Source organism: Flavivirga spongiicola (genome assembly GCF_030540825.1).
Taxonomy (GTDB): domain Bacteria; phylum Bacteroidota; class Bacteroidia; order Flavobacteriales; family Flavobacteriaceae; genus Flavivirga; species Flavivirga spongiicola.
Map to the genome: position 1 here is coordinate 1,265,250 of NZ_JAUOEO010000001.1, position 16,961 is coordinate 1,282,210.

Below are 16,961 nucleotides of genomic sequence, written 5' to 3' on the forward strand. Positions count from 1 at the left end.
CCAAAACTTCGCGTCGCTCCAATGCAATAGCCAGCGCAAATGCTCCTTTCCATCGAAGCTTTTGTTCTTTATTCTTCCGAAAGGTCGGGGACAGCCTAATGGTCTTTTCTCTATAACTGGCAGAGAGACTTGATCTCCCTAAAAAAGAATTACCTCGGAGGCTGGCACAGCGGCCTATCTAGAATTCTGTTGTAAATTAGGGACAAGTGTTAAGAAACAGCCCAGTGGGCTGTTTTAACGAAGTAGCCAGATGACGCATGGTTAGCAAAGGCCTAGAGATAAAAAGCTGTTTGAGCCTAGTATTAGATTATTGATAGTCCAGTATTAATGGTAATTATAAAAGAGTAAGTAAATAAACAAAGGACATAGGGCGAGTTATTTTTATCTGTGGCTGGGGCCTCCGTAGCATTTTCAATAGAATTTTAGTGAGCCTAGACTTTCCTGCCTGCCGGCAGGCAGGTTTGGTTTCTTTTTGCGGCAATGGCAAAAAGAACATGATATAATTATTAATGTTTATTAATTTGTGGGTAGTCCGTAGCTACTTGTAGGAAATCTTACAATAATAAGATTTCTCATGTTTATCTTGAGCCTTTCGATTTTAGTTTATGAGTATAGCCAAAGTGCTCAAGACAGGCTACTTTTAAAGATTCATTAAAAAAAAACCTCGTCTTTAGTTTTTATCAAAACTAAATCCACTCCTCCTTTTTAAGGAGGAGTGCTTCTTTCAAATTTTATTTATATTCTTGTTTTGCCAAGAGTGACAAAACAAACAAAAAATTTATAATCTGGATTTAATGTGAATGTTCGGCTTCACTTTTCTTCATCTCTGCCATTAAATAGTAGGCACCACTTTGTGCTACTAATGTATTCCTATCAATAGTCTCAATAAAATCGAAAGCTACAAATCCGTTACTCATAGATTTTATAACCACTTCCTGCGGAGTAAACCTCCAAGTGCCATTATCTTCTTTTTCTGCAGTAAACACATAAAATGTTTCTCCCTCCTGAAAAACAGCATCTTCAGGCAAGGCTTGTTCTAAATTTTCATCAGTAATAACACGTGCACTGACATACATGCCTGGTATCAGGTTTTTATCTTTATTTTCTATTTCAGCATGAATATGCAAGGCTTTGGGACCTTCTTCAAAAGATTTCCCAACTGAATAAATTTTAGCGGTCATTTCTTCACTTCCTAAAGCTTCTATACTAAATTTCACTAATTGACCATGCTTTACTTTGTTCACATCTTTTTCAAACACCATTAAGTCTACATGAATATGCTCTGTATTTACAACTTCAAACATAGGTGTTTGCGGTTGTACATATTGTCCAGACTTTACCAGTACTTTTTCAATAAAACCATTTATCGGACTCTTTATTGGAGCTACTTGTGAGATATTACCGGTTCTTATGCTTTTTGGTGATAAACCCAATAAGCGCAGTTGACTCTCGAAACCTTTTACTAAACCTTTAGCACTCATATATTCCGATTGTGCTTGTTGGTAATCGCGGCCAGATCCTACTTGAGAGTCATATAATTTTTTTTGACGATTATAGTCTTGTTCTAAAAAAGTAAGCTTATTATACGTTTGCAAATAATCGGTTTGAATGGTAATGATATCTGGGTGACTTATATAAGCCAAGGTTTGTCCTTTTCTTACTTTGTCTCCTTCAATCGTTTTAATACTGCTAACATTAGCTCCTAGTGTACTGGTTACTACCGCTTCATTTTGAGGCGGTACTCCTAATTGACCATTTACTTGAATAAACCCATTCATGTTGCGTTTTACAAGCGTATCTATTTTAATGTTTAAAACATCTATTTGAGCTTGATTTAGGATAACTTCTTCTGTATGTTCCCCATGAGTACCAACAGTTTTCGGAGTATTTGAGTTTGTAACTGGGGCAACATGATTTCCTGAGGCATCGTGCTCGTGTCCATCTTTTTCTGAGTGATTTTTACAACTTGTTAATGTTATAAAAACCGTCAAGATTGCTGTGATATATAAATTTATTTTTTTCATTTTTATTGTTTTGATGTTAAAAAGTATTCCAACTGTATTTTACTTTCTAAATAGTCTTGAAGTATATTCCAAGTATTAATTTCTAATTGAATGGCCGCTTTCATATTTTGAAGAAAGGCTATATAATCCATAGCACCTTCCTTATATGATAAGGTTGCACCATTTCGCTGCTCTATAGCTAATGGAAGTGCTTCATCTTTATAATATTGCCAGCTTGCTTCTAACTGCTCATATTTTAAAAGCATAGCATAAAAAGTACTTTTAAACTGTGTTTGTTTAGCTATATTTTCTTGCTCTATAATAGCGCTATTAATTTTTGAGGCTTTAGATTTCCCTTTGGCTTTGTTAAATATTAAAGGGATCTTCACACCAATTTGAAAACTATTGAATCCGGATTGATCTGCTATTTTTTGAAATCCGTATTGTGCAGATATTTTTGGTAAAAACTGAGCGTTAGAAACCTTTTGTTGGGCATTTGCAACGTCCAATTGGTTTTGCCATAATTTGAAAAGCACATGGTCTTTCAGACTTGCTTCATTAACTAAAAGGTTATTATCGAATGTATTAAATGATGTTGGTGCTACATCATACCATATATCTGTAAATAACCACTGATTCAATTCCTGTAATGCCATTTTATAAGACACCAGCGCTTGCTCCTTTTTAAGTGCAATCAATTTGCCTTGATTCTTGGTGGCATTGTATTCTAGTTTTGAAATAGCTTCTGTTTCAAAACGCAAGTCTATGGCTTTATTTAATCCAGAAAATACAGAAAGTATCTTATTATAAGATTCAAATATTTTCTTAGTTGTATAGGCTTTTGCCCAAGCCTTTTGAACGTTCTGCTTGAGACTTAAAGTACTTAATTCCACATTTATTTTGGCGAGTTTAATAGTCTCATTCGCCAATTTATTTTTTGAAGAAATTCCGAAAATATCCATATCACTTTGTCCAATTCCTAAAGTGGTATAAGTCCCAGAATTATTATTTCCTATTTCTTCTCCCGATGTAAAAATATTGGTATCACCAAAATCCCAAGCCGTAGATTTTAAAGCTTTCTCCTTTTCAATAGAAAGTACAGCAGCTTTTATAGACGGATAGTTTTTGGATGCTAATGTAACGGCTTCTTCCATGGAAATGGTTGGTTGTTGTGCTTGAGCCATTCCGAAGCTAAATAACAACACAAAACTTGCTATAATAGCTTTATTCCCAGAGGTATTCAATTTTGGGAACATAAGTTCATCATTTTTACGTTCAATCCATCTATATAAAATGGGGATAACAAATAAGGTTAACAATGTAGATGTTAGTAGACCACCAATAACCACTGTTGCTAAAGGTTGTTGCACTTCGGCTCCTGAGGATGTTGATAGAGCCATTGGTAAAAACCCTAACATATCGGTCAAGGCCGTTAACAATATGGGACGAATACGCCGTCTTGTACCTATTCTAATACGCTCGTTAATATCTGTAACTCCTTCTTCTTTAAGTTCGTTAAACCCACTAATCAATACCAAACCGTTTAATACGGCGACCCCAAAAAGCACAATAAAACCGATGCCTGCCGATATACTGAAAGGCATATCCCGAAGCATTAATGAAAAAACACCTCCAATAGTTGCCAATGGAATAGCCATATAAATCATCATGGTTTGTTTAAATGATTTTAACGCCATAAAAATGAGGACAAATATCAGCCCTAATGCTATAGGAACAACCGTTTTTAATTTGCTAGTAGCACGCTCTAAATTTTCGAAGGCTCCGCCATAACGCACATAATATCCTGTTGGCAAGGTCACTTCGGTTTCAATTTTTTGTTGAATTTCTTCTACCAACGATTTTATATCGCGTCCTCTAACATTAATACCAACATAGGTTCTACGATTGGTATTATCACGACTTATTTGCATGGGGCCTGGTTTGTAGCTTATACTAGCCACTTCCTTCAACGGTATTTGAGTACCACTAGGCAAAGTAACAAATAGGTTTTTTACATTACTTAAATCCTGTCGCAACTCTTCTTTAAGACGAACCACTAAATCGAAACGCTTTTCACCTTCAAAAATGGTTCCTGCAACACCGCCAGCAAAAGCAGTTTCTATAAGTTTATTCAACGCCTTTATTTGTAAACCATATTGGGCTATTTTACTTCTATTGTAACGAATAGTAATTTGAGGCTGGCCAGAAGTCGCTTCTACTTTCATATCTGCAACACCATCGACAGTGGCTACTATTTTACCAATCTCTTCTGCTTTTTTTGCCAGCATATCCAAATCGTCACCATAAAGCTTTACAGCAATATCTTCCCTTACTCCAGTTATAAGTTCATTGAAACGCATTTCGATAGGCTGTGTGAATTCATAATTTACGCCAGGAACCTGCTCTACCATAGTTTTCATCTTATCAATAAGGGCTTCCTTGGTCATATTACTAGTCCATTCGTTTTGAGGTTTTAGAATGACAAAAACATCTGCAATATCCATAGGCATAGGATCTGTTGGCACTTCTGCAACACCTATCCTACTTATAATATCAATAACTTCTGGAAAATTCTGTTTTATTATTTTTTCAATTTTTGTAGTTGTTTCTATTGTTTCTGTTAATGAACTTCCTGGTTTTAAAATAGCATGAAAGGCCAAATCGCCCTCATCCAATTGAGGAATAAACTCTCCGCCCATTCTGGTAAAGGTAAATATGGCTAACGCGAGTAATACAACAGATGAAACAACAATGATTTTTCCTTTTCTTAAAGCTTTTACCAATATGTTTTCATATGTATCTTCTAACCAATGTACTATCCTGTCTCCCCAATATTTCTTTTCTGTTTTGGGCGCTTTTAAAAATAACGCCGTCATCATTGGCACATATGTTAAACACAATACCATAGCGCCAATCATAGCAAAACTAAAAGTTAAAGCCATAGGAATAAACATTTTTCCCTCTACGCCTTCTAAAGCCAGAATTGGTAAGAAAACGATAAGAATAATGAATTGCCCAAAGAAAGCGGTATTCATCATTTTTGATGAAGCACTATATGTCATGTCATCTCTATCTTTTGCCGTCATGGCTCCAGTTTTTTTAATCCGCTGATAGATAAGAAAAACGGCACTTTCTACAATAATGACCGCGCCGTCAATGATAATACCAAAATCAATGGCCCCTAAACTCATTAAGTTTGCCCAAACATCAAAAGCGTTCATAAGTATAAAAGCAAAGAGTAGTGATAATGGAATCGTAGAAGCGACTATTAATCCTCCCCGCCAGTTTCCTAAGAAAAATACCAAGATAAAAATGACGATGAGCGCACCTTCAACTAGATTGTTCTTCACCGTAGATGTTGTGTTTGCTATGAGTTTACTTCTATCTAAAAATGACTTTATGGTAACACCTTCTGGTAAGGATTTTTGAATGTCATCCATCCTATCAGTTACACTTTTTATTACAGTGTCTGTACTTGCTCCTTTTAGCATTAAAATCATACCACCGACAGCTTCTCCTTCTCCATTTTTGGTTAATGCTCCATACCGCGTCGCTTTACCAAATTGCACAATTCCTATATCTTTAACAGTAATGGGAATACCTTCTCTATTCGTAACTACAATATTTTTAATATCGTCTAAAGTACGGGCTAAACCTTCCCCTCTAATAAAATTAGCTTGATGGTTTTTTTCAATATAGGCGCCTCCCGTATTTTGGTTATTACTTTCTAATGCAGCATACACATCATTGATAGTCAACCCTATGGCATTCAATTCATTAGGATCCATAGTGACTTCGTACTGCTTAATACTTCCACCAAAGGCATTCACTTCTACAACACCTGGAACCATCGCCATTTGCCTGCGAATAATCCAATCTTGTATGGTACGTAGTTCGGTGGCAGAATATTTATCTTTAAACTCTGGGGCAACTTCTAAAGTATATTGATAAATTTCTCCTAAGCCTGTCGATATAGGCCCCATAAAAGGTTCTCCAAAACCTTCCGGAATGTTAGCTTTAATTTCGTTTAGTTTTTCAGATACTAATTGTCGTGGTAAATAGGTGTCTAAATCGTCACTAAAAACAATCGTAACAACTGAAAGTCCAAAACGTGAAATAGATCTTATTTCTGTGACTTCCGGAAGGTTTGCAACAGCAATTTCTATAGGGTAGGTAATAAATTGCTCTATATCTTCTGTACCTAAGTTAGGGGCTTGGGTAATAATCTGAACTTGATTATTAGTAATATCGGGAACCGCATCTACAGGTACTTGTTTAACACTGTAAATGCCTCCAATTATTAATGCGAGTGTAAACAATCCAATAACAAATTTGTTATGGATTGAAAACTCAATAAGTTTATTAATCATAAAATTTTTATTAATTCAATTATAAATATGTCCTGTTTTAACGTGAGTTCTACATAATTCATCTTGCCTAGCATTAGACAAAGAACTGATCGATACGAATGTTAAGAGTTTGTTTGTTATTCCTGAACACTATCAAAAACAAAATATGTTTTGTTTGAAGATATGAAGCGAAGCTTATGATGAGCCTGCCTGATGGCAGTCAGGGAATCTCATAATTATAAGATTTCTCGTCGCTCATTCTTCACTCTGCCGAAATCTACCGTGTACACACAAATATTGAACAATAAAAAGCTTGACACGAATGCCACAAATTTTCACTAATCAATCTGTCGATAGACAGATTTCAAGCCTGTATGGGCCAGGGATTCGTATTCATGTTGAGTCCAATCTACGCCATAGAGTGCTGGATTCGTGTGAATTTGTGTCATTCGTGTCTTTTTTAAAGATGTGTACACACAGTAGTCTGTCGAAATGACAACTAACTTAAAAACAACAAAAGAGTTATTTATATCGAAGTCGCGTTATTTTAATAGGACGTGTAAGGATTTAATACCAATTTGAATGTAAAATGTCGCATGTCGACTTGTTTACCCAATCAAGTTGAGTACAGGCTTTTTTAAATCTAAATGCCTTGTTCATAAATTCCGTAACGATGCTATGCAATCTAATCACAGCGTTTTTAGATTTTAAAATAATATCGGCTTTAATACGATATTTTACATTCAAATTGGTATAAGTATCCTCTAAAAAAAATTGAATTAAACCCGAGGGGGTTGAAAAAGGCGGTCTAAAAAGCTAAAAGAGTGAAACTTTTTATATGAAAATATTGGTTTCTTAAATTCAGGTGAAAAATCAAGTTGAAACTCGAACTTAGTAGGTGTAAATATGTTAGTAATACTCATATCTACACAATGATGATGATGGTTTGAATTTCTTTCGTCCTCATTATCATCATGATGTTGATCATCTAGTCCTATGTTATCAAAACTTTCTGAATTATCGCAATATGTACCAACAACAACAACATCTACATGCTCCCGCATCGGAGATGTAAGAATTAATGCTGCCAATATAAGTACTATAAATTTCATTGAAGCAAAGATACAAACTATCATAATATTATTAATACTACACCAGTTAAACTTCTATTAATTTTTGATTTACAGTACCTTGACTCTACTTTTTTGCTCTAATAATAACCCGTTATGCATTTTGATAAAATTCTGTCAATTCGAGTGAATTTTACGATTGAAATGAGTGAAATTTGTATCGAGAATAAGAATTTTAGCTTGTAAATGGGTTCTCGATACAATTTTTCGTGCCTCAAAATCACTCGAACTGACATATTGATACATTTTTGATTCAAAATGCACAACGGGTTAATAATAATATAAACACCTGATTCTTAATTTCAAATGTACAATGTAATGACATTTAGAAAAAGAGTTATTGTGGAAACCATTCATCCATTTAAAAATAATTCCAGATAGATCCTCTAGATGTAGAAACTCTATCAACTTCTTTGTAAATAGTCTTTATTATGCTTTTTTTAGACATAAAATGAGGCTTATAAAAGGATAGGAATATTAATTATATTTGAATAAAAATTAGGAATAATAAAAAATTTCTTGAAACCGACTATCCTCGAGGCAAGCCATGTGGGTATTTCCCCAGTCTCATACCCAATCAAGTTGAGTACAGGTTTTGACCTCTAGGTCAAAAATTGAAATTTTGTATTTTACCTCACCCAGAATTACAAAAAAAAGCAATTCTGACCTCTCTAAAGGAGAGGTAAATAGGAAACCTCGCCCCAAGGGTCGGAGAATTTTTAGATTAATTATGTTAGAAAAAAAAAGAATAGAATCAGTAGATATTTTAAGAGGGTTTACTATTGCTGCTATGATCTTGGTTAATACACCCGGTGATTGGAATCATGTTTATGCTCCTTTATTGCATGCTGAATGGCATGGGTTAACACCGACCGATTTAATATTTCCTTTTTTTATATTCATCGTTGGTATTTCAATTTATTTCGCTTACAAGAATAAATCGAACAGTAAATCCATTTACAAAAAAATAATAATTAGAAGCTTAAAGCTGATAGGATTAGGGTTATTTCTCGGTTTATTTTTACCCTATTTTCCTTTTGTTTCTGATTTTGAAACCTTACGATTCCTAGGAGTGCTTCAAAGAATTGGTATTGTGTTTTTAATTTCATCTGTATTATATCTTAATTGTAATTGGAAAAGTTTGATAACTATTTCAACAGTTATTTTAGTCAGCTATTGGTTATTTCTCGGTTTTATGCCATTTCCTAACCTTAATGGTATTTCACCAACATTTGATAGAGCTCCAAATAATTGGGCAAATTATTTAGATTTAAAAATTTTAGGCAAACATATGTGGAAATCGGATTATGACCCGGAAGGGCTGATTAGCACATTACCTGCAGTTGTAACCTGTCTTTTAGGGGTTTTAATTGGAAAATTGCTGGATGGACTCACTAAAGTGAGCTATTTATTTTTTGTTGGACTCGGTTTATTACTTTCCGGTTACTTGCTTAATATTTATTTTCCAATAAACAAGGCGCTTTGGAGTAGTAGTTTTGTTTTAGTAACCAGTGGTTGGGGCACTTTAATTCTCACCGTTATTTATTATTTAAAAGATATCAAAAAATATGAATTTGGAACCGTATTTAAATATGTGGGAATGAATGCTATTACCATTTACTTTTTATCTAGTTTTATATCTAAATCTATGTATTTAATAAAAGTCGGAGCTGATAGTAATATTCATTCCTGGCTTTACAAAACTATTTTTATGCATGAGTTTTTAAGTCTTAAATTTTCTTCATTGCTATATGGGCTTACTGTTGTCCTGCTTTATGTTCTGTTGGGTTATTTATTGTATAGGAAAAAAATATTCATAAAAGTTTAAATATTAGAACTTCGTTATGAAGGTTAAAAAACATAAAACAGTGGCTTTTTATAAGCTTCTGCTTCGTATCGAGTAGCCTGTCTTTGCTAAACTACAATAGATCTCATCTTTTTAAGCTATCATTTCTGTTGGTTTAATCAATATAAACGGTTGTTCACTAAATCTTGAGGATCTACCGATACAAAGCAACGAATACACAAATTATGGTTGTGGCATATTATATCACTATTGACATATTTTTGCAAACTTTTAATTTTCAGTACATTATATAGGTTTAATAAATAAAATGCAGTTACATTAAATCTTAATAATTTATTATGATGTTGGTAGTAAAAATAAATCTGCCTGTCATTCCTGCAAACTACTGTGTGTACACATATTTAAAAAAGACACGAATATCACAAATTTTCACTAATTAATCTGTCTATCGACAGATTTCAAGCCTGTGCAGTTTAGGGATTTGTGTTAATTTGTGTCATTCGTGTCCAACTTTTTATTATACAATATTTGTGTACATACGTTAGATTCCTGCCTTCGCAGGAATGACAATCTCACGTCATTTCATTCGCTAGTTAAAATATTTAACACCGATCTCAGCATGAACACGAATCAGACTTTCAGTCTGCCAAACCTGTCGATAGATAGGAATATTAGTGAGACCTACCAGTCAGGCAGATTTGTGTATTCGTGGCTGCTTTTTTAAAACCATTATATGCCATTTATCAATATTTGTAGGTACACTCACTAAGAAGGAAAGTTATAAAAATAGTAGCAATATAGTTTGTAGTCGTTTTAAATTGTAATCATAACCACAAAACTTAACAACACGATTAGCTGAGCATATAAATGTGTTCTTCTATCTCCTTTTTTCGGGCATTGGCATAATACTTCTCTTTTCCAATAAAAGTAAACCCGCAATTTTTAAGAACCTTTTGCGAACCTAAGTTATCAAAGGCAACCCGTCCATATAAAGGCCTTCTCTTTGTTTTTGTATTTACAAACAATTCCAAGGCCTTTGTTGCAAAGCCTTGCTTCCAATATGGGCGTCCTATCCAATAGGATACATTGGTCTGATCCATCATCTCAAAATGTAAAACCGAACCAATAATGACATCATTTTTAGTAATAGTTTGAATATTAACCTTTGGATCGTTAATAAGTTTTGTCCATTTTTTTAAATAGGTAGCTTTATCTGTTGGGTTTTCAGATGTAAAGGCTGCCATATTATTAGCAATGAGATCACTTTGGAAGTTAAATAGGACATCCAAATCATTCTCAAGGGTTTTTCTTAGAGCTAACTGTGTCATAAATATTTAGTTTTATTGTTTGTAAAAACCCATGCTTGCTTTAATTAATGTGAATAATGGATAAGAAATTCAATGTACTTCTCGATACACCACACCTTGGCGTGGCACTCGAAGCGACACTACGTGGTTTAAACATTATCGCGTTAAATTATACTATCTATTTCAAAATAAAACTACGAAAAAGATGAGTAAATATTACTTAAATCTGTATTTGGCAACAATAGCGGCATGGTCGCTAGGCCATTCTGAATCGGTATACCCTTTTACATATGCGTCTACACAATTCAAAGCTCCTTTATAGTATATATAATCGATACGGTCTTGCAGGTCTTCATGAAAACGAGGAGACCAGGTTAGCCCCAAACTATGTCTCGGAATTGGTGCCATTTCACGAAAAGAGTCTATAAAACCTGCTTCTGCCATTGATGCACTAACGGGCCATTTTATAACATAATCATTATGAAATAGTTTCATATTTTCTCCCCAATCTAAATGAGAAGGACTATTAAAATCCCCTCCAATAATAAGCGGTATTTTTTCGCCTGAAATAGCCGCCATTTGTAAACTCTTTAAAATATCTTTTATTTCTGAACCTCTGGTTTTATTTTCTTCTGAAAGAATATGGGCAACCGATTCTCCAGGATACATTTTAGAAATATCAGGCAGGTAATGAATCCACAATGAAAAAACATCTACCAATTGGGCTCCCATTTTTACACGTACTCCGCCAAAACGAAAAGGTTGATATAAATCGTAAGTATCTACAATTGGATATTTTGAATGCACTGATAAATTTGAACTACGATAATAAAACAACGTTCCTAAGGCATCCGATATTTTTGGTCCAGACCCATAAGTTTCCTGCATACATACTAGCTCAGCACCCGATTCTTTTATAGCCGTAATCGCTTGTTCAATTCCTTTTTCAACACCATTATGACGCGCGCCATGCCATATATTCCAGCTCATTACGGTTAATTTATCTGGAGTATTTTCTAAATAACCTTTATTTTCCTTTGTCTTAATCTTAAACGTTCCTGTCTTTTCTTCTTTGATACTGAATTGGTTGTTCTCTGAAAACACCATATTATCGGTAAGGTGTTCCTTTGTTAAATTCAGCTCACTTAAACTATAAATAGCCACATGTTTCTCATCAAAATACAGCCATGCTGTTTTTTTGTCCAGATAAAACGACATGGCTATTTGGTGCCATTTGCCATCATTTACTTTTTGTAATTCGGATGGTAAATAATCCAAACGTGCTTTTCCATCACCAATATTCCACCCCCAAGAACCATTTGGTTGTATAAAAACTGACCAGCCTGCCATTCTTCCAGACTCTAAAGTAAGTCCCATATTTGAAGTACTTATCAGATCTACAATCTTCGCTCCATCCCATTTTTTATTTGATACAAACGATGGGAATGTTTTGGTGTTACTTTTGGTTTTTATTTTAAATTGGACAGCATAATCTTGAGCAAAATTAATTTGCATAAAACAAACTACAAAAAACAGGACATAGCATTTTTTTTTCATTGGATAACTTGTGGATTCAGCAGATAAATATCCTGATTTTTTTTTATTTACTATACGAAGTGGTTTAAACTTTTTTGATTGAAGCGAAAAATAGTCATTTTATTCCCAAATGAAGGCTTTTTAGAGCTGCATAGCATCGCTACGGAGTAATAAAAAGGCAAAATGTGGGGATAAAAGAACATTTTGCAGCCAATTATAAAAAGTTTAAACCACTTCTACTAATACTTTGTATTTTTTCTATGTTTTATGATAAATTAGAAACAGAACAAATTAACAGCTCTACTCCAATAATAAAACCAACTTAAATTTAAACTTTTAATTAGTGACTGGTCGGAAACATAGCAAAATTAAAAAAGTTTCTTTTTACAATCTTTGTATTTATTTTTAATCGCCTGATGCTAAGGCATCACCTCATAAAAAGTAAATCCAAATCTCACCAAAAATAAATCTTTTGATAAAATTAGTCTGTTTCCGACCAGTCACTAATTATGCAATTGTTTCTTTCTTAAGTACTCTAGTAATTCTTTTGGGCGATCTGTTTGGATAACATTCGCTCCTTTTTCAATAATCCATCCCCAATGTGCCTCTGGATTCTCTAATGCTTTATCATCGGTATGTCCAGCACATAATTCATCCCAAAGCGTATTTACCCAAACCGTTATTTTTTCTTTTTTCATTAATGCTATGCCATCAATAACTGGAGAATCTTCTTTATCATAAATAACCTCAAAGGCTATAGGTTTGTAATTATCAATAAATCCTTTGGCATAAATATCTGGAGCTTCTGCTGTTTCCCCATAAATGTTATAATTAATAGGCCATACCATGGGCATGTAATGAATACTATCCATTAGCTTTCCATGTTTTTCTTGCATGACATGCAATGGGTCGTTACCTTTAAAAATAGCTTGATTAATGGTCCCTGTTTCTTTTAAAATAGCAAAGCTTTCTGGCAGATTATCCCAGGCTTTATCTAAATTAAGTAATACAGGTTTTCCTTTTACAAAATTCATAACTTCTTTTAGAGTTGGCACTTTATGCTTTGTTGGCATACCTGCTCCATTTTTAAGTACCAGTTTTTGAATGGAGTCTAATTTTATTTCTGCTATTTTACCTTTGCCTGTTGTGGTTCTGTCAACAGATTTGTCATGCATAACAATTAAATGGTTGTCCTTCGTTTTTCGAACATCAATTTCTACAATGTCAATCCCCATTTTTAAAGCTCTATTAATCGCATCTATAGAATTTTCTGGCGCATTTCTCCAGTCTCCTCTATGCGCAACTGCTAGCACATGGTTTTCTGTTGGATTTTTAAGCTGCTCTAAAATAAGCGTGCTCGTTTTACTACTAACTGCTTTTATGGTATTATTTGTTCTATGTGTATTCTCTTTACAAGAAACAAGAGCACATATCAATAATGACACAACTATTATTTTTTTCATGTGTTTATATTTATTGTTTTTAATTGGTCACATGTAGCTTCCATATATAATCTTCCCCTTGGGTATCGACTGTTCGTTATGGAAGTTTCATAACTATTAATTATTTTATGTTAATTTCTAAACAAACTATGTAATGTATTTCTGGAATTTATATGAAACGTTTGAATCCCAAATCTTTGAGCCGCTTTAATATTGTCTATCGAATCATCAATAAAAAGTGTTTCCTGTGCTTCTAATTCACTCCATTTAAGAACGTAACGGAATATCCCTTCTTCTGGCTTTCTAATTCCCATTTGATGCGAATAGTACACTTTATTAAATAAATTTTTAAAATTATAGCCATTTTGAATTTCGAAATCTCTTTCAAATTTTTCTTGATGTATACTATTCGTGTTACTTAAAAGGTATAGGTTATACTTCTTTTTTAGATTAATAAGAAGTCCTATTCTTTCTTTAGGAATATTCAATATCATAGCATTCCAAGCATCTCTTATCTCATTCTTTGAAGGATTTAGACTAGACATGCTTCTAAGTTTTTCTAAAAATTCAAATTCAGATACTTTTCCTATTTCGAAATCATAAAAAATAGGATCGGTATAATAATGACCTGTATCATTAACAATATCTATTATACCCAAATGTTTTAATTCACTAATCGTTTTTGGAACATGCAAATTCATAATTACAGCACCTAAATCGAATATGATATTTTTTAATTTGCTTAAATTTTCTTTGGACATCTTCTATAAATTTTTATAATTTAATCCTTAGCCTTAGCATTCCATACAAACAAGGCACATATTAATGACAACACTGCAGCTCCTAGCCAGAATATTTTTACTGTTGAAAAATCGTAAGCATCTATACCGTTTATTGTCGTATGATTGTCTCCAATTAAATAGCCGCTTATGGCATCTTGAATTCCGGCGCCTATATAACTTGCAATACCAATTAGTCCTAGAGCAGCACCTGAAGCTTTCTTTGAAGCAATATCTACTGCCATTAGCCCTCCTAAAAAGGTTATTAGAATCCCAATAGCAAAACCAAAAATGAACATGCTAGCCGTATCTACCCATGGGTAACCATCTGGATAAAACAGAAATAACGAAATGGCCATTACATTTAAAATACCCGCTATTAGTACCGGAACATTACGACTTCCTTTAAAATATTTATCTGAGATTATACCCGATATTATCGTACCAATAATACCACTAACCGCACTTACAGAAACAATAGAACTAGCTTCTAAAGTCGTATATCCCTTTTGTGCTTCTAAATAGTAAATCCCCCAACTTTCTATACCATATCTACTAACATACATTAAGGCACTGGCTAGTGCCAATATCCAGATATATGGATTTTTTAGGACTTCTTTCTGCAAAGCTCCAACTGATTTTCCTTTTGCCGAAACCGGGGCATGATCATTTTTATAATCTGCAATAGATGGCAACCCTTTACTCTCGGGAGAATCATGTAAAAATAGGGCAACCATTAAAGCTCCCGCTAAGCCAATTAATCCGGCTCCCCAAAAACCCCATTGCCAGCCTGAAATACTTACCATAAAGGCTACTACTATAAAGGTGATGGCTTTTCCTAGACCATGACTGGCGCTCCAGATACCATAATAGGTACCGCGTTCTTTGTTACTAAACCATCGTGATAAGGATACCACACTTGGTGCGGCTCCCATGGATTGAAACCAACCACTAAAGCCCCAAAGCACAACAAACATAGTAAAGGAGGTTGTAAAGCCCAACGCCAAATTGATGAGCGCAGTCAATAACAATCCTGTTGCCATAAAGCGACGTATATTGCTTCTATCTGCTAAAAAACCGTTTGTGAGTTTTCCTATGGCATAGGCAAAAAACAGTGCTGAACCGATCATACCTATTTCTGAATCGCTTAATATGCCTGAACCTACTATTGGCTTTTTTACCACACTTAAACTTAAACGACACACATAAAACAAGCTATAGCCTATAGTTGCAGAAATAAAGACCGCCCATCTTAAACGTTTGTATTTCTTATCGATTTCTTTTTGATTTTCAATTTTTGCTCCGACTGCTAATGCCGTATAAAAATTTATGATTCTTTTAATCATGGTGTGTTAATTAAAGGGGGTGTTTTATTTATTGAAAAAGCGCAGTATGAATGCTGCGCTTTCAAACTAACTCAATCAACTATGAAAAAAATTGATTTTAATTATGAAGTCCCTTGCTACGCAAATAATCCAATAATAATTTTGGTCTATCGGTTTGAATGATATCAACATGGTTATCTATATACCAATCATAAACCGCAGGATTAATAGCTGCTTTTTCATCATCATGACCGCCATTATGTTGCGGCCAAAGTGAATTTACCCAAACACTGGTTCCTTGTTCTCTTAGTTTTTTAAAACTTTTTATGCCTTGTAGTGTATCATATTTAGCAGTAAACTCGATGGCTTCAGGTGGATTGGATGCCATATATTCATCAACAATCTCTTTAGCTCCAGGATTGTGAAGTCTTACCACAGGCATGAAAAGTACCTTATCCAAATACTGCCCAAAATCTTCCTCTACTTCTGTTCTTTTAATAGCTCCCTTGATTATTACCTCATCTTGAGTTCCCGTTTCTTTTATAACCTCAAAGCATTCAGCAAAAATGTCATAACTTTTATCTAGATTAACTAGTATTTTTCCTTTAGTAATTAATAACGCTTCTTTAAGCGTAGGGACCTTGTGTTGGGTAGCAACACCTAAACCATCTTTTAATTGTAACATCTTTAAAGAATCTAGAGTCCAATCTTTAACAAGACCCATACCTGTAGTTGTTCTATCAATGGTTCTATCATGTATGATTACTAGCTGATTGTCCTTTGTTTTTCTAACATCTATCTCCACCATATCTACACCCATATCGATACAGTTCTGTATAGCCTGTAATGAATTTTCAGGGGCATTTCTCCAATCTGCTCTGTGCGCAACAACGATGACTTCTTTATTTTTTGAATCTTTGAAGTTTACAATCTTTTCTTGAATTGAAGCTATTTTGAATTCCTCTTCGCTTTTTTCTTTTTTTATTGCAACCTCTTTATTACAAGACATTAATACCATAAAAAAAGTAAGTATGGAAAAATATGTTTTCATCTGTTTTTATTTATTTGTTTTTATTGGTCAGATGTAATTCGCCATTAAACATTTCGTTTGATATCAGGAAATTGTTACGGCTCATCTCATTTATATGATTATTTTATTTCTGTTTTCTAAAGATTAATCCATTCTAAATTCACTAAATATGCTCTTTTTTTGAAACTTGATATTGAACTCATTTAGACTTTTTCAATTTGCTAAAAAATGGCTGTTTTCAACTCTGTTTTTG

10 protein-coding genes are annotated in these 16,961 nt (G+C 33.8%); 1 reads left to right on the plus strand and 9 read right to left on the minus strand.

What is annotated here, in order from left to right; translation table 11 throughout:
• Nucleotides 1-791: 791 nt before the first annotated feature.
• The 3 genes from Q4Q47_RS04830 to Q4Q47_RS04840 all read right to left on the minus strand — a co-directional run bounded on the left by Q4Q47_RS04830 (nt 792) and on the right by Q4Q47_RS04840 (nt 7,464).
• On the minus strand, nt 792-2,024 hold the full coding sequence (locus tag Q4Q47_RS04830; RefSeq protein WP_303305517.1) for an efflux RND transporter periplasmic adaptor subunit: 1,233 nt from the start codon (nt 2,022-2,024) through the stop codon (nt 792-794).
• A gap of 2 nt (nt 2,025-2,026) precedes the next feature.
• Nucleotides 2,027-6,373 carry a CusA/CzcA family heavy metal efflux RND transporter gene (locus Q4Q47_RS04835; RefSeq protein WP_303305518.1) on the minus strand — a complete coding sequence of 1,449 codons (4,347 nt, stop codon included), beginning with the start codon at nt 6,371-6,373 and terminating at the stop codon, nt 2,027-2,029.
• 758 nt (nt 6,374-7,131) lie between these two features.
• A complete protein-coding gene (locus tag Q4Q47_RS04840; RefSeq protein WP_303305519.1) occupies nt 7,132-7,464 on the minus strand; it encodes a hypothetical protein in 333 nt (110 codons plus the stop codon).
• A gap of 748 nt (nt 7,465-8,212) precedes the next feature.
• Between Q4Q47_RS04840 and Q4Q47_RS04845 the strand changes: the two genes are divergently transcribed.
• Nucleotides 8,213-9,310 carry an acyltransferase family protein gene (locus Q4Q47_RS04845; protein ID WP_303305520.1) on the plus strand — a complete coding sequence of 366 codons (1,098 nt, stop codon included), beginning with the start codon at nt 8,213-8,215 and terminating at the stop codon, nt 9,308-9,310.
• Nucleotides 9,311-10,140: 830 nt separating this feature from the next.
• On the opposite strand, the gene Q4Q47_RS04850 is transcribed toward Q4Q47_RS04845, so the two are convergent.
• The 6 genes from Q4Q47_RS04850 to Q4Q47_RS04875 form a co-directional block, all read right to left on the minus strand.
• Nucleotides 10,141-10,617: a GNAT family N-acetyltransferase gene (locus Q4Q47_RS04850; protein ID WP_303305521.1), complete on the minus strand. Its 477-nt coding sequence runs from the start codon at nt 10,615-10,617 to the stop codon at nt 10,141-10,143.
• A 195-nt stretch (nt 10,618-10,812) separates the two neighbouring features.
• Nucleotides 10,813-12,153: an endonuclease/exonuclease/phosphatase family protein gene (locus Q4Q47_RS04855; RefSeq protein WP_303305522.1), complete on the minus strand. Its 1,341-nt coding sequence runs from the start codon at nt 12,151-12,153 to the stop codon at nt 10,813-10,815.
• A 482-nt stretch (nt 12,154-12,635) separates the two neighbouring features.
• On the minus strand, nt 12,636-13,595 hold the full coding sequence (locus tag Q4Q47_RS04860; protein WP_303305523.1) for a glycerophosphodiester phosphodiesterase family protein: 960 nt from the start codon (nt 13,593-13,595) through the stop codon (nt 12,636-12,638).
• Nucleotides 13,596-13,705: 110 nt separating this feature from the next.
• Nucleotides 13,706-14,335, minus strand: a complete 630-nt coding sequence (locus tag Q4Q47_RS04865; protein WP_303305524.1) for an HAD family hydrolase — start codon at nt 14,333-14,335, stop codon at nt 13,706-13,708.
• 20 nt (nt 14,336-14,355) lie between these two features.
• Nucleotides 14,356-15,699, minus strand: a complete 1,344-nt coding sequence (locus tag Q4Q47_RS04870; protein ID WP_303305525.1) for an MFS transporter — start codon at nt 15,697-15,699, stop codon at nt 14,356-14,358.
• A 97-nt stretch (nt 15,700-15,796) separates the two neighbouring features.
• Entirely contained in the window at nt 15,797-16,729 is a 933-nt protein-coding gene (locus tag Q4Q47_RS04875; RefSeq protein ID WP_303305527.1) for a glycerophosphodiester phosphodiesterase family protein, read from the minus strand.
• Nucleotides 16,730-16,961 lie beyond the last annotated feature (232 nt).